The 13002-nt window shown below is 72.5% G+C and carries 14 protein-coding genes; 2 read left to right on the forward strand and 12 right to left on the reverse strand.

The window, feature by feature from the left end; translation table 11 throughout:
* A partial coding sequence (locus tag ACYC1Z_RS11010) for a phosphoribosyltransferase family protein (RefSeq protein ID WP_461409572.1) occupies positions 1–403 on the forward strand: 403 nt, incomplete at its 5' end.
* A gap of 6 nt (positions 404–409) precedes the next feature.
* Here ACYC1Z_RS11010 and ACYC1Z_RS11015 read toward each other — a convergent pair.
* Together ACYC1Z_RS11015 and hisD are read right to left on the reverse strand one after the other, a co-directional pair.
* Positions 410–856 carry a nitroreductase family deazaflavin-dependent oxidoreductase gene (locus ACYC1Z_RS11015; protein WP_461409573.1) on the reverse strand — a complete coding sequence of 149 codons (447 nt, stop codon included), beginning with the start codon at positions 854–856 and terminating at the stop codon, positions 410–412.
* A gap of 85 nt (positions 857–941) precedes the next feature.
* Positions 942–2330: a histidinol dehydrogenase gene (gene hisD, locus ACYC1Z_RS11020; RefSeq protein WP_461409574.1), complete on the reverse strand. Its 1389-nt coding sequence runs from the start codon at positions 2328–2330 to the stop codon at positions 942–944.
* Positions 2331–2492: 162 nt separating this feature from the next.
* Between hisD and ACYC1Z_RS11025 the strand changes: the two genes are divergently transcribed.
* On the forward strand, positions 2493–2720 hold the full coding sequence (locus tag ACYC1Z_RS11025; protein WP_461409575.1) for an RNA-binding S4 domain-containing protein: 228 nt from the start codon (positions 2493–2495) through the stop codon (positions 2718–2720).
* A gap of 15 nt (positions 2721–2735) precedes the next feature.
* On the opposite strand, the gene dnaE is transcribed toward ACYC1Z_RS11025, so the two are convergent.
* The 10 genes from dnaE to ACYC1Z_RS11075 form a co-directional block, all read right to left on the reverse strand.
* Positions 2736–6284: a DNA polymerase III subunit alpha gene (dnaE, locus tag ACYC1Z_RS11030; protein WP_461409576.1), complete on the reverse strand. Its 3549-nt coding sequence runs from the start codon at positions 6282–6284 to the stop codon at positions 2736–2738.
* Positions 6285–6470: 186 nt separating this feature from the next.
* The gene (locus tag ACYC1Z_RS11035; RefSeq protein ID WP_461409577.1) at positions 6471–6962 is read right to left on the reverse strand and encodes a GNAT family N-acetyltransferase; all 492 of its coding nucleotides are present in this window, start codon (positions 6960–6962) and stop codon (positions 6471–6473) included.
* Positions 6962–7894 (reverse strand): RluA family pseudouridine synthase, encoded by a 933-nt coding sequence (locus tag ACYC1Z_RS11040; protein ID WP_461409578.1) that lies wholly within the window; start codon positions 7892–7894, stop codon positions 6962–6964. The genes ACYC1Z_RS11035 and ACYC1Z_RS11040 overlap by 1 nt, the downstream gene beginning before the upstream one ends.
* The gene (locus tag ACYC1Z_RS11045) at positions 7887–8498 is read right to left on the reverse strand and encodes a signal peptidase II (RefSeq protein ID WP_461409579.1); all 612 of its coding nucleotides are present in this window, start codon (positions 8496–8498) and stop codon (positions 7887–7889) included. The genes ACYC1Z_RS11040 and ACYC1Z_RS11045 overlap by 8 nt, the downstream gene beginning before the upstream one ends.
* A 70-nt stretch (positions 8499–8568) precedes the next feature.
* Positions 8569–9213 (reverse strand): DivIVA domain-containing protein, encoded by a 645-nt coding sequence (locus ACYC1Z_RS11050; protein ID WP_461409580.1) that lies wholly within the window; start codon positions 9211–9213, stop codon positions 8569–8571.
* 118 nt (positions 9214–9331) lie between these two features.
* Positions 9332–9634, reverse strand: coding sequence for a YggT family protein (locus ACYC1Z_RS11055; protein WP_461409581.1), 303 nt, complete (start codon positions 9632–9634; stop codon positions 9332–9334).
* A 2-nt stretch (positions 9635–9636) separates the two neighbouring features.
* A complete protein-coding gene (locus ACYC1Z_RS11060) occupies positions 9637–10128 on the reverse strand; it encodes a cell division protein SepF (RefSeq protein ID WP_461409582.1) in 492 nt (163 codons plus the stop codon).
* Between the two features lie 115 nt (positions 10129–10243).
* A complete protein-coding gene (gene pgeF / locus ACYC1Z_RS11065) occupies positions 10244–11005 on the reverse strand; it encodes a peptidoglycan editing factor PgeF (protein ID WP_461409583.1) in 762 nt (253 codons plus the stop codon).
* A gap of 19 nt (positions 11006–11024) precedes the next feature.
* Positions 11025–12368, reverse strand: a complete 1344-nt coding sequence (gene ftsZ, locus ACYC1Z_RS11070) for a cell division protein FtsZ (protein ID WP_461409584.1) — start codon at positions 12366–12368, stop codon at positions 11025–11027.
* Between the two features lie 145 nt (positions 12369–12513).
* A partial coding sequence (locus ACYC1Z_RS11075; protein ID WP_461409585.1) for a cell division protein FtsQ/DivIB occupies positions 12514–13002 on the reverse strand: 489 nt, incomplete at its 5' end.

A 13002-nucleotide genomic window follows, 5' to 3' on the forward strand; every position in this document is an offset into this window, starting at 1 on the left:
GGTGCAGGCGGTGCTCGCGGCGTGGTCGGGTTCGCTGCGGCGCGGCGACGGCTCGGCCGGCGTGGACGGCGTCGTGCTGCTGCGCTCCGCGACCCGGCCGCAGCTGGTCCAGCACCTGGCGCAGGGCGTCGGTCACCTCCTGCGCGTCCCGATCGTCGGGGCCGTCACGTACGACCCCACCCGTCCGCCGGGTCGCCACGACGTGAACTCGGCCCAACGGCTCGCCGCCGTCACGGCCCGCCTCCGCCTCGACCTGGGCGATGCCGCGCGTGGCCTGCCCGGGCGCACGGTGGTGCTCGTCGACGACTTCACCGACTCCGGCTGGACCCTCGTCGTCGCGGCGCGGCTGCTGCGCCGGGCCGGTGCCGCGGCCGTCCACCCGTTCGTGCTGGCGCAGCGCTGACCCGGCTCACAGTTGCGGCGAGCGGAACCGGACGAGCGGGATCCGGGACCCCACGTCCGCGGGCAGCGGGTCCGCGAGCAGGAGGGCGGGCACGCCGAGCGCGCGGGCCACGAACCGGGCGCGCACCGGGTGCTCGCGCCGGTACCGCTGGAGCAGGTCCCGCGCCCGCTCGGGCGTGAGGACCGCCGCGCTCCCGGCCGCGCCGCTCGTCCGGCCGCACCACAGCCGCACCCGCGGCTGCGCCGTGACGTTGCGCAGCCACTGCGAGCCCGGGCCGTAGCCCGCGGCGACGACCACCGCGTGCGGCTCCCGCATCAGGACCTCCAGCACCACGTACCGCGGGAGCCCACTGGTGCGCCCGGTGTGCTCGACCATGACGAGCACACCACCGAAGATCCGGCCCGCCCCGGCCCGGAAGACCACGATCGGCGCCCGCGCGAGCCACCGGGGCATCCGGCGCACGGCACCGCCGGGCCCGGCGGGAGACGCCGACGGGGCCATCAGCCGGCGACCTTCGCGCCGGGACCGCGGTTCGGCATCACTCGAACCGGGCGTTGACCGCCTGGGCGTGCGCCGGCAGGTTCTCCGATGCCGCCAGTGCCGTCAGCGGGGCGGCAAGATCCTTGAGGGCGTGCTCGGCGTACTCGACGACCTGGACGGACTTGATGAACGCGGTCGTGTTCAGTCCGCTGGCGAACCGGGCGGTGCCGCCGGTGGGCAGCACGTGGTTCGAGCCCGCGAGGTAGTCCCCCAACGGCACCGGCGAGTACGGGCCGACGAAGATCGCGCCGGCGTTCCGGATCTGTCGCGCCACCTCGGAGGCGTTGACCGTCTGGATCTCGAGGTGCTCGGCGGCGTACGCGTCGGCTGCTGCGACGCCCTGGTCGAGGTCGGTGACGAGCACCGTCCCGGACTGGGGCCCGGACAGCGCGGTGCGGATGCGCGCGGCGTGCCGGGTGGCGGGTACGCGGCGGGCGATCTCGGCGTCGACCGCATCGGCCAGCGCCACCGAGTCGGTGATGAGGACGGACGCGGCCGCCGGATCGTGCTCGGCCTGGGAGATGAGGTCCACCGCCACGTGCACCGGGTTGGCGCTGTCGTCGGCGAGGACGGCGATCTCGGTGGTGCCGGCCTCGGCGTCGATCCCGACCGTGCCCATGACGGCCCGCTTGGCCGCGGCGACGTAGATGTTGCCGGGCCCGGTCACCACGTCGACCGGCGCGCACAGCACGTCCGTGTCGCCGCCGCTCGGGCCACCGCCACCGGTGCCGCCGGCCCGGGAACCGTCGACGTCGGCGCGGTCGACATCGTTCTCCACCCTCGCCCCGTAGGCGAACATCGCCACCGCCTGCGCACCGCCGACGGCGTAGACCTCGCTCACGCCCAGGAGCGCGCACGCGGCCAGGATCACCGGGTGCGGCAGGCCGCCGAAGTCCTTCTGCGGCGGGCTCGCGATCGCGAGCTCCTCGACGCCGGCGACCTGGGCCGCGACGGCGTTCATGACGACGCTCGAGGGGTACACCGCGAGCCCGCCCGGGACGTAGAGCCCGACTCGGCGCACCGGCACCCACCGCTGGTGGACCACACCGCCGTCGACGATCTCGGTGCTCGTCTCGCGCGGGAGCTGCGCGGTGTGGCCCTGGCGGTTGTGGTCGATGGAGATCTCCAGCGCCTCGCGCACCTCCGGGTCGAGACCCGCCAGCGCGGCGGCGACAGCGGCGGCCGGCACCCGCAGATGCTGCGGGCGCACCCCGTCGAAACGCTCCCCGAGGTCACGCAGCGCCGCCGCGCCACGGGTGCGCACGTCCTCGAGCACGGGGCGGATCTGCGCCATCGCACCGTCGACGTCCAGCGCCGCGCGGGGCAGCACCCCCGCGAGCTCGGTCGCGGTGAGGCTCTGGCCACGCAGGTCGATTCGCTTGAGCATGCCTCGATCGTAGTTCGCCGCCGGCGCCCGGTGGCGGGACGCGACCGCCAGGCGGACGCCCGGGGGTGCACCGGGCCACGCCCGGGCGGGCGGGCGCCCGCCCAGGGGACGGTGGCGCCGGGCGAGGCCGGGGCGCGCCGACGCACCTGGCAGGATCGACGCATGAGCGCCGACTACCCCACCGTCCCCGCCGAGGGCACCATCCGCCTCGGTCAGTTCCTCAAGCTCGCGAACCTCGCCGAGTCGGGCGCCCAGGCCCGTGAGCTCATCGCCGAGGGTGAGGTCACGGTCGACGGCGAACCCGAGTCGCGCCGCGGGCGGCAGCTCGCTCCGGGGATGCTCGTCCAGGTCGACCTGCCCACCGGCCGGATCGGTGCCCGGGTGGGCTGAGGTCGGGCAGCGCTCTCAGTTCGCCAGGCAGCTGGGCCCGAGCAGCGCCTTGAGGTCTCCGAAGAGCGCTGTGCTCGGCGCCACCCGCAGGTGGTCGGCCAGCTTCATCACGGTCGCCCGCCCCGGGCTCGTCAGCCGCAGCCGGACCTCGTTCGGGCCCGGGTGGTTCACCAGGATGCCCCGCAGCTGCTCCACCACCGGGCCGGTGCACCGGTTCGAGGGCAGCGTGAGCCGCAGCGGCGAGTCGTCGGACGCGGCGACGTCCGGGAGCGTCATCTCGTGGGCGTAGATCGTCGGGATGTCGTCGCGCCGGTTGAGGCGGCCGCGGACGGTGATGATGGTGTCCTCGGCCAGCACGGTCGAGACGGTGGCGAAGGTCTGCGGGAAGAACAGCACCTCGATCGAGCCGGCGAGGTCCTCCACCGTCGCGATCGCCCACGGGTTGCCGTTCTTGGTCATCTTCCGCTGCAGCGAGGTGACGAGCCCCGCGACGTGCACGCCGGCGCCGTCGGGCCGGGACTCGTCCTCGAGCAGCGCCGAGATCTGGGTGTCGGCGGCCCGCTGGAGCACGTGCTCCAGGCCGGCGAGCGGGTGGTCGGAGACGTACAGACCCAGCATCTGGCGCTCGAAGGTGAGCTTCTGCTTCTTCTCCCACTCGGGCAGGTCCGGGATCTCGACGGAGAACCCGGCCGCGGCGCCGTCGTCCCCGCCGAGTCCGGCGAACAGGTCGAACTGGCCGACGGCCTCGTTGCGCTTGACGTCCACGACGGCGTCGATCGCCTCCTCGTGGCGGGCCACCAGCGAGCGGCGGGTGTGCCCGAGGCTGTCGAAGGCACCCGCCTTGATGAGCGACTCCACGGTGCGCTTGTTGCACACCACGGCAGGGACCTTGTCGAGGAAGTCTGTGAACGAGGTGAAGGCGCCCTTCTCCGCACGCGTGTCGATGATCGCCTGGACCACGTGCGCGCCGACGTTGCGGATGGCGGCCAGGCCGAAGCGGATGGAGGTGTCCACCGGGGTGAAGTCCGCCGCCGAGGTGTTCACGTCGGGCGGCAGCACCGTGATGCCCATGTGGCGGCACTCGGCCAGGTACAGCCCGAGCTTGTCCTTGTTGTCCTGCGTCGACGTGAGCAGGGCGGCCATGTACTCGGTCGGGTAGTTCGCCTTGAGGTAGGCCGTCCAGTAGGACACGACGCCGTACGCGGCCGAGTGCGCCTTGTTGAAGGCGTAGTCGGAGAAGGGCAGCAGGATGTCCCACAGGGACTTGATCGCGGCGCTGGAGAACCCGCGCTCGCGCATGCCGGTCTCGAAGCCGGCGTACTGCTTGTCGAGCTCGGCCTTCTTCTTCTTGCCCATCGCCCGGCGCAGCAGGTCGGCCTGGCCGAGCGTGAACCCGGCGACCTTCTGCGCGATCGCCATGACCTGCTCCTGGTAGACGATCAAGCCGTAGGTCTTGCCGAGGATCTCCTTGAGCGGCTCCTCGAGCTCGGGGTGGATCGGCTCGATCTCCTGCTGGCCGTTCTTGCGCAGCGCGTAGTTCGTGTGCGAGTTCGCGCCCATCGGGCCGGGCCGGTAGAGCGCGCCGACGGCGGAGATGTCCTCGAAGTTGTCGGGGCGCATCAGGCGCAGCAGCGTGCGCATGCCGCCGCCGTCGAGCTGGAACACACCGAGGGTCTCGCCACGGGCGAGGAGCGCGAACGCCTCCGGGTCGTCCAGGGTGAGCTCCTCCAGGACCACCGGCTCCTTGCCGTTGGCCACGATGTTGTTCAGCGCGTCGCCGAGCACCGTGAGGTTGCGCAGGCCGAGGAAGTCCATCTTCAGCAGGCCCAGCGTCTCCGCCGTCGGGTAGTCGAACTGCGTGATGATGGCGCCGTCCTGCGGTCGGCGCATGACCGGGATGATGTCGATGAGCGGGGCGGAGGACATGATGACGGCGCAGGCGTGCACGCCCCACTGCCGCTTGATGCCCTCCAGACCCCGCGCCGTCTCGAGGACCTTCTGCGCCTCGGGGTCGGCCTTGACGACCTGGCGGAACTCCTCCGCCTCGGCGTAGCGCTTGTCTTTGGCGCTGTAGATGCCGCTCAGGGTGATGTCGTTGCCCATGACCGACGGCGGCATCGCCTTGGTCAGCTTCTCCCCCATCGCGAACGGGTAGCCGAGCACGCGGGAGGAGTCCTTCAGGGCCTGCTTCGCCTTGATCGTGCCGTAGGTGACGACCTGCGCCACGCGGTCGTCGCCGTACTTCTTGGTGACGTAGTCGATGACCTCCCCGCGCCGACGCTCGTCGAAGTCGACGTCGAAGTCGGGCATGGACACGCGGTCCGGGTTGAGGAACCGTTCGAAGATCAGGCCGTGCACGAGCGGGTCGAGCTCGGTGATGTGCATGGCGTAGGCCACCATCGACCCGGCGCCGGAGCCACGGCCCGGCCCCACCCGGATGCCGCGCGACTTGGCCCAGTTGATGAAGTCCGCCACGACGAGGAAATAGCCGGGGAAGCCCATCTGGGTGATGATCCCGACCTCGTAGTGCGCCTGGCGGCGCACCTCGTCCGGGATGCCGCCGGGGTACCGCGAGCGGAGGCCCTGCTCGACCTCCTTCACGAACCAGGAGTTCTCGTCCTCGCCCTCGGGGACGTCGAAGCGCGGCATGAAGTTCGCGCCGTCCTTCGCGGTGCGGAACGTCACGTCGCACTGCTCGGCGACGAGGAGGGTGTTGTCGCACGCGTCGGGGTGCTCGCGCCACACCTCGCGCATCTCTGCGGCCGAGCGCAGGTAGTACGTGTCCCCGGTGAACTTGAACCGGTTCGGGTCGGCCAGGGTGGAGCCGGAGTTGATGCACAGGAGCGCGTCGTGCGTCGTGTGGTCCTCGGCCTTGACGTAGTGGGAGTCGTTGGTGGCGAGCAGCGGGGCGCCGATCTCCTGGGAGAGCCGCAGCAGGTCCGGGATCACCCGCCGCTCGATGTCGAGCCCGTGCTGCATGAGCTCGACGTAGTAGTTCTCCTTGCCGAAGATGTCCTGGAACTCCCCGGCGGCGCGGACGGCCTCGTCGTACTGACCCAGCCGCAGGCGGGTCTGGACCTCGCCGGAGGGGCAGCCCGTCGTCGCGATGAGCCCGTCGCCGTAGGTGTTGAGCAGCTCGCGGTCCATGCGCGGAGCCTTGCCCATCTGCCCGTCGAGCGAGGCGAGGGAGGCCATCCGGAACAGGTTGTGCATGCCCTCGGTGCTCCGGGCCAGCAGGGTCATGTGCGTGTAGGAGCCGCGGGCGGAGACGTCGTCGTCGCGCTGGGACTCGTCCCCCCACAGCACGCGCGTCTTGTCCGCCCGGGCGGTGCCCGGGGTGAGGTAGGCCTCGATCCCGATGATCGGCTTGACCCCGGCGCCGCGTGCCTTGTTCCAGAAGTCGTAGGCACCGAACAGGTAGCCGTGGTCGGTCATGGCGACGGCGCGCTGGCCGAGGCGGTTCACCTCGTCGAAGAGCGGCTCCAGCTTGGCGGCGCCGTCGAGCATGGAGTACTCGGTGTGCACGTGGAGGTGGACGAAGTCATCAGTTCCTCCGGCGGCCATGCCAGGCAGTCTAGGTCGGCCCACCGACGGGTCCGGGAGGCGTCGGTGTGTCGCGGTGTGGCGTGTCTGACGCCCACGCCGGGAAGCCCTGGGGCCCCGGCGGCGCGCGCCCGACGGTGGCCGCCCCCGCGCTGGGCGTGGCGTGCCCTGCGCGTGGCGTGCCCGCTCTGGACGTGGTGTGCGCGGTCAGGCGGTGACGCGCCTGGCCATGTCCTGGTGCCAGATGCCGGCGTCGAGGTACCGCTCGCCCGAGACGAGCTCGTACCCGAGCCGCCGGTAGAACGCCATCGCCGACTCCTGCGCGGAGAGGATCACGCTGACCGCCAGCTCCGACGCACTCCGGTCGTCCGTGGTGGCGACGCCGTGCGACGCGAGCGCCTCGCCCTCGATGGCGATCACGAGGCGCGCCCCGACGCCGTGGCCGCGGGCCGCGGCCCGCACGGCGAGCCGACCCAGGTGCACCTCCCCCGGGTGGGCCGGGTCGCTGAGCAGGCGCCCGGTGCCGAGCACCACGGTGCCGTCGACCGCCAGGACGTGCGTCGTCGTCGGTGCGGTGTCGAGGTCGTCGATCTCCTCCTCGACCGGCACCCCCTGCCCGCGCACGAAGACCTCCAGGCGCACGTCCCACGCCTGCTCGAGCTGCTCGCGCGTGCTCACGCGCACGATCTGGACGCCCATCAGCGCACCACCCCGCCCCGCATGATCTCCAGGGCCGAGGACAGGTCGGCCGGGTACTCGCTCGTCAGCTCGAGCGTGCGGCCGGTGGTCGGGTGGGCGAAGGCGAGCCGCGCCGCGTGGAGCCACTGCCGGGTCAGCCCGACCCGCTCGGCCAGCCGCGGGTCCGCGCCGTAGGTCACGTCACCCACGCAGGGATGACGGACGGCGGCCATGTGCACCCGGATCTGGTGGGTGCGGCCCGTCTCCAGGTGGACCTCCACGAGTGATGCCCCGGGCATCGCCTCGAGCACCTCGTAGTGGGTCACCGACTCCTTGCCGCCGGCGACGACGGCCATCTTGTACGACGCGGTCGGGTGCCGCCCGATCGGGGCCTCGATGGTGCCGACGGAGGGGTCGGGGTGGCCCTGGACCAGCGCGTGATAGACCTTCTCGACCGTGCGCTCCCTGAAGGCGCGCTTGAGGACCGTGTAGGCGACCTCGGACTTCGCGACGACCATGAGGCCGGAGGTGCCGACGTCGAGACGGTGCACGACGCCCTGGCGCTCGGCGGCGCCCGACGTCGAGACGCGGTGGCCCGCCGCAGCGAGGGCCCCGACGACGGTCGGGCCGTCCCAGCCCGGGCTGGGGTGCGCCGCGACGCCCACGGGCTTGTCGACCACGACGACGTCGTCGTCCTCGTGGACGATCCTCATCCCCTCGACCGCCACGGGCGCGGGCGCCGCGGGGACGGCGTCGGGCAGCTCCACCTCCAGCCAGCCACCGGCGACGAGCCGGTCCGACTTGGCCAGCGCGCGCCCGTCGAGCGTGACGTGCCCGTCGCCTGCCAGCTCGGCCGCCCGGTTACGGGAGAGCCCGAGCAGTCGGGCGAGGGCGACGTCGACCCGTTCGCCCACGAGCCCGTCCGGGACGGGGAGGGAGCGCCGCTCAGACATCGGTCGCGGTGCTGCTCGGGGCGGCGTCGTCAGCTGTTCGGCTCGGTGCGGTACCGGCGTGCGCCGACGTGCCGTCGACCTCCCGGCCGCGCAGGGCGAGGAGTGCGACGAGGATCGCGGCGCCGACGATGGCGATGTCGGCGACGTTGCCGATGAACAGGCCGCCGTAGCTGAGGAAGTCGACCACGTGCCCCTCGGGGAACCCGGGGTCGCGGAAGAGCCGGTCGTAGAGGTTGCCCAGCAGCCCGCCGAGGAGCAGGCCGAGTGCGACCGCCCACGTCGTCGAGCCCAGCCGCCGGGAGACCCGCACGACGACCACCAGGACGACGACCGAGACGAGCGTGAAGATCCACGTCATGCCGGTGGCCAGAGAGAAGGCCGCGCCGGGGTTGTGGATCAGCTGCAGCCCCAGGAGGTCGCCGAGCACCGGTGTGAGCTCCCCGGGCTCGAGCCGGGACTCCGCGAGGTACTTCGTCACCTGGTCCAGGACCGCCACCACCGCGGTGAGCGTGAGGAGCAGGGCGAGCAGGCGGCGTCGCCGCTGCGGCGGGACGGCGGGTGCTGCGGGCTCGGGGCCGGGCTCGGCGTCGGGGTGCGTGTCCATCGCAGGAATTGTCCCATGCATGACGACGGCGGCGCCCCGGTGGGGCGCCGCCGTCGTGGTCAGCCGTGCCTCAGAGGGCGTCGGGCTTGCCCGTCCCGCCCTCGACGCTGGCCATGAGCGACTCGAGGTAGCTCTTGATGCGGGCGCGGTAGTCGCGTTCGAAGGTGCGCAGCTCGTCGATCTTGCGCTCGAGGAGCGAACGCTCCTGCTCGAGCTGGGTGAGGGTCCGGTTGTGCTGCTCCTCGGCCTCCTTGATGATGCGCTGCCCCTCGGTGCGGGCCTCGGAGACGATGCGCTCGCCCTCCTCCTGGCCGTTGCGCACGTACTCGTCGTGCAGGCGCTGGGCCAGGGCGAGCATGCCGGTGGCGGACTCGGGCTCCGTGGTGGCGGCGGGCGCGGCCTCGGGGACGGGCGCCGGAGCAGCCGCGGCGACGGGCGTGGCCGGGGCCTCCTCGACGACGGGCTCGGGCTCGGCGGGGGACTGACCGGCCGGCGCGAAGCGGGACGCGTCGCCCTCACCCCGGCTCAGCTCGGCGACACGACGCTCGGCGGCGGCCAGCTTGGCCTTGAGCTCCTCGTTCTCACCGGTCACCACGCGTAGCGTGTTGACCACCTCGTCCAAGAAGTCGTCAACCTCGTCCTGGTCGTAGCCCTCGCGGAACTTCGTCGCCTGGAACTTCTTGTTGAGGACCTCGTCTGCTGTGAGCAGAGCCATAGTCGTCACCTCGGTGTCGTGTCGTTCGGTCATGAGCATGTGGTCCCGCTGCTCACGGGAGCAACCGTAGCGGACCGCGTTCGGGAAATGCCTACGTTGACATTAGCTGCCATCCGCGTCAGAGGAGAAATACGACGAATACCCACTGGAGCAGGCTTCGGGCGAGCGATACCGCGATGAACAGCACGAGGAATCCCAGATCGAGACTGATCTGCCCCAGTCGCAGCGGCGGGATGAAGCGCCGCAGGAAATGCAGGGGCGGATCGGTGAGCCCGTAGGCCACGTTGGCGATCACGAGCACCACACCGGTCGGTCGCCAGGTGCGTGCAAACACCTGGACCCAGTCGAGGACGAGGCGGACGAGCAGGACGAGCAGATAGAGGACGAGCAGCAGGTCCAGTGCCCAGTACAGGAGGTCCAACGTCAGGCCTGGTTGAAGAATCGGCCGGAGCGATCACTGTCGGCCCCGTCCGTCTCCACCTCGACGGTGGCGGGCGAGAGCAGGAACACACGGTTGGTGACCCGCTCGATGGCGCCGTGGAGCCCGAAGATGAGTCCCGCGGAGAAGTCGACCATGCGCTTCGCCTCGGTCTCGCTCATGCCCGTGAGGTTCATGATGACCGGCGTGCCGTCGCGGAACGCCTCGCCGATGACGCGCGCCTCGTTGTACGTGGTGGGGTGGACGGTGACGATCCGGCGCAGGTCCTCCACCGGCTCGCGCTCCTCGGCGTGCAGACCGGCCGCGCGGGAGATCGGTGTGACCTCGGCGCGGTGCTCGGTGTGCTCGTGGGTCACGGCACGCTGCGCGCGGGCCTCGTCCTCGTGCGCAGCCGGCTCGGGTCCGTCCTCGTAGAACGCGTCGTCGGGCTCCGCCAGGGACAGGTACTCCATCATCTTGCGCATCGTTCCGGCCATCGGTACTCCTCGTCGCTCATCCGCCGGCGGTTGCACGGCTCGCCAGCCTGTATGCCCGACGCTAGACCAGCGCCGTGGCCGCCCGGGCACTTCGGCCCGGCGTGTCGCACCCGTTCTACGGCGCCAGCACGACGCCGGCGAACCGGCCGGTGCTCGCCCGGCCTTCCCGACCGGCCCGACGGTGGGAGTAGAACCGCTCGTCCTCGAGCGTGCAGGCGGCGACGTGGTCGACCCGACGCACCCCGGCCGCGGCCAGGGTCGCGAGGACGCCGGCGGGCAGGTCCAGGGCGGGGGTGCCCCACGTCGTCGTCGCCGCGGTGCCCGGCACGGCACGCTCGACGGTGTCGCGCAGCCGCGCCGGGACCTCGTAGCAGCGGCCGCAGATGCTGGGCCCGACGGCGGCGCGGACGTCGGTGACGCCGTGCTCGACCAGCGCCGCGAGCGCGGCCTGCAGCACGCCCTCGACCAGACCACGGCGGCCGACGTGCACGGCGGCGACGGTGCTGCCGTCGGCCGCGGCCAGAAGTACCGGCACACAGTCCGCGACGAGGACCCCGCACGCGATGCCGCGCCCGATGACCACGACGGCGTCGCACTCCCCCGCCCCCTGCCCGCCCGCGTGGGCGTCGAGGACGCGCACGACGGTGCCGTGGACCTGGTCCATCCACACGACGGGCGCGCCGGTCGCCGCGGCGAGCCGGGCCCGGTTCTCGGTCACGGCGGCGGCGTCGTCGCCGACGTGCCGGGCCAGGTTGAGGCCGAGCCCCTCCTTGGCGGCGTGGTCCCCGGTGGAGACGCCACCGGTGCGGGTGGTGAAACCACCGCGCGCACCGGGGCCGAGGTCGGCCGGCAGGAGGACGGGCGGGGCCGGGCTCACCGGCCGGCTCCCCGCACGCTCACTTGAGGAAGTCGGGGATGTCCAACTCCTCCGTCCCGCGGGCCCGGGACGGCTCCTCGTCGAAGACCCGCGGCACCTCGAAGCTGCGGCGGGGGGCCTCGCCGTCCTCGCCGATGAAGGCGGGGACCTGGGCACCGACGGGCACCGGGGCGACCTCGGGGACCGGCGGCTCCGCCTGCGCGGAGTGCTCGGGCGGCATGGCACGGTGCGCGGGCGCCTCGGCGGGCACGGCTGCCGGGGACGGCGCGACCGGGGCGGCGGTACCTGGGCGGGGCAGCACCTGGCCCACGGGGCGGGCGGCGGGAGCGGACCCAGCGCGGGCGGCGGGAGCGGACCCAGCGCGGGCGGCGGGAGAGGACGTGGCGCGGGCGGCGGGAGAGGACGTGGCGGGCCCGCTGCCCTCGTCGAAGCCGGCCGCGATGACGGTGACGCGGACCTCGTCACCGAGCGCGTCGTCGATCACCGCACCGAAGATGATGTTCGCCTCGGGGTGGGCGGCCTCCTGAACGAGGCGGGCGGCCTCGTGGATCTCGAAGAGCCCGAGGTCGGAGCCACCCTGGATGGAGAGCAGCACGCCGTGCGCGCCGTCGATGCTGGCCTCGAGCAGCGGCGAGGAGATCGCCAGCTCGGAGGCCTGCACGGCGCGGTCCTCGCCGCGGGCGGAGCCGATGCCCATGAGGGCGCTGCCCGCGCCCTGCATGACGGACTTCACGTCGGCGAAGTCGAGGTTGATCAGGCCGGGCGTGGTGATGAGGTCGGTGATGCCCTGGACGCCCGAGAGGAGGACCTGGTCGGCAGACTTGAAGGCATCGAGCACCGAGACGTTGCGGTCGCTGATGGAGAGCAGCCGGTCGTTGGGGATGACGATGAGCGTGTCGACCTCGGCCCCGAGCGCGTCGATACCGGACTCGGCCTGGTTGGAGCGTCGGCGTCCCTCGAAGGTGAACGGGCGGGTGACGACGCCGATGGTGAGGGCACCGAGCGAGCGGGCGATGCGGGCGACGACCGGCGCGCCGCCGGTGCCCGTGCCGCCACCCTCGCCGGCCGTGACGAAGACCATGTCCGCGCCGCGGAGGACCTCCTCGATCTCCTCGGTGTGGTCCTCGGCGGCCTTCTTGCCCACCTCCGGGTCCGCGCCGGCGCCGAGGCCGCGCGTGAGCTCGCGACCGACGTCGAGCTTGACGTCGGCGTCGCTCATGAGCAGGGCCTGGGCGTCGGTGTTGATGGCGATGAACTCCACGCCCTTGAGGCCGACGTCGATCATCCGGTTCACGGCGTTCACACCGCCCCCGCCGATCCCCACCACCTTGATCACTGCCAGGTAGTTCTGCGGTGCCGCCACGTCGGTCCCTCTCGTCGTTCTGCCCGTTCCCAACCCTCAGTCTCAACTTCAGGGTTAGACTTATGTCATTTTCTGCCACCCAGGACGCTAGGTGGGGCGGGTCCCGCGGGCAACGACCACGGAAGGTGTGTCGCGGCGCGCGCGGTCAGCTGGTCGTGGGCGCGCGCGGCGCGGAGACGTCGTAGACGCTCGTCGGCTGCTGGCGCAGGACGCGCAGCACCTCGATCTTGAGCGCGTTCTCCTCCGCGCTCCCCCACCGCACCAGGGCGCCGTCGTCCAGCACCAGGGTCACCTGTGCGGACCCGGTGGCACCGGCCTGCGCGACCTGTCCGATGAGGTCCTCGGGCAGCGCTCCCAGGACGGTGAGCACGGCCGAGACCGCCGGGGCGGTCTCGGCGCTGGTCTCCAGCGGCACGGTGACCTCGGGCAGCCCCTCCGGCACCGCGGCGACGGTGGCGATCCGGACGCCGTCGGCGTCCACGAGGACCCACCCCTCCGCGGACGCGGCGGCTGCGACCGGCACGCGCGCCACGACCGTCACGGTGAGGCCGCGGGGCCACGCCCGCACGACCCGCACGTCCTGGACGGCGGGGAGCTCGCCGAGGCGGTCGGCGACGCCGCCGGTGCTGACCCG

The sequence above is a fragment of the Georgenia sp. genome, from assembly GCF_054605595.1.

What these genes read in the sequence shown, in the direction of transcription:
- ACYC1Z_RS11045 (WP_461409579.1), bottom strand. Translation starts at nt 8,498, where the DNA reads ATGGACACGCACCCCGACGCCGAGCCCGGCCCCGAGCCCGCAGCACCC.
- ACYC1Z_RS11050 (WP_461409580.1), bottom strand. Translation starts at nt 9,213, where the DNA reads ATGGCTCTGCTCACAGCAGACGAGGTCCTCAACAAGAAGTTCCAGGCG.
- dnaE (WP_461409576.1), bottom strand. Translation starts at nt 6,284, where the DNA reads ATGGCCGCCGGAGGAACTGATGACTTCGTCCACCTCCACGTGCACACC.
- ACYC1Z_RS11015 (WP_461409573.1), bottom strand. Translation starts at nt 856, where the DNA reads ATGCCCCGGTGGCTCGCGCGGGCGCCGATCGTGGTCTTCCGGGCCGGG.
- ACYC1Z_RS11025 (WP_461409575.1), top strand. Translation starts at nt 2,493, where the DNA reads ATGAGCGCCGACTACCCCACCGTCCCCGCCGAGGGCACCATCCGCCTC.
- ACYC1Z_RS11040 (WP_461409578.1), bottom strand. Translation starts at nt 7,894, where the DNA reads ATGTCTGAGCGGCGCTCCCTCCCCGTCCCGGACGGGCTCGTGGGCGAA.
- ACYC1Z_RS11035 (WP_461409577.1), bottom strand. Translation starts at nt 6,962, where the DNA reads ATGGGCGTCCAGATCGTGCGCGTGAGCACGCGCGAGCAGCTCGAGCAG.
- hisD (WP_461409574.1), bottom strand. Translation starts at nt 2,330, where the DNA reads ATGCTCAAGCGAATCGACCTGCGTGGCCAGAGCCTCACCGCGACCGAG.
- ACYC1Z_RS11060 (WP_461409582.1), bottom strand. Translation starts at nt 10,128, where the DNA reads ATGGCCGGAACGATGCGCAAGATGATGGAGTACCTGTCCCTGGCGGAG.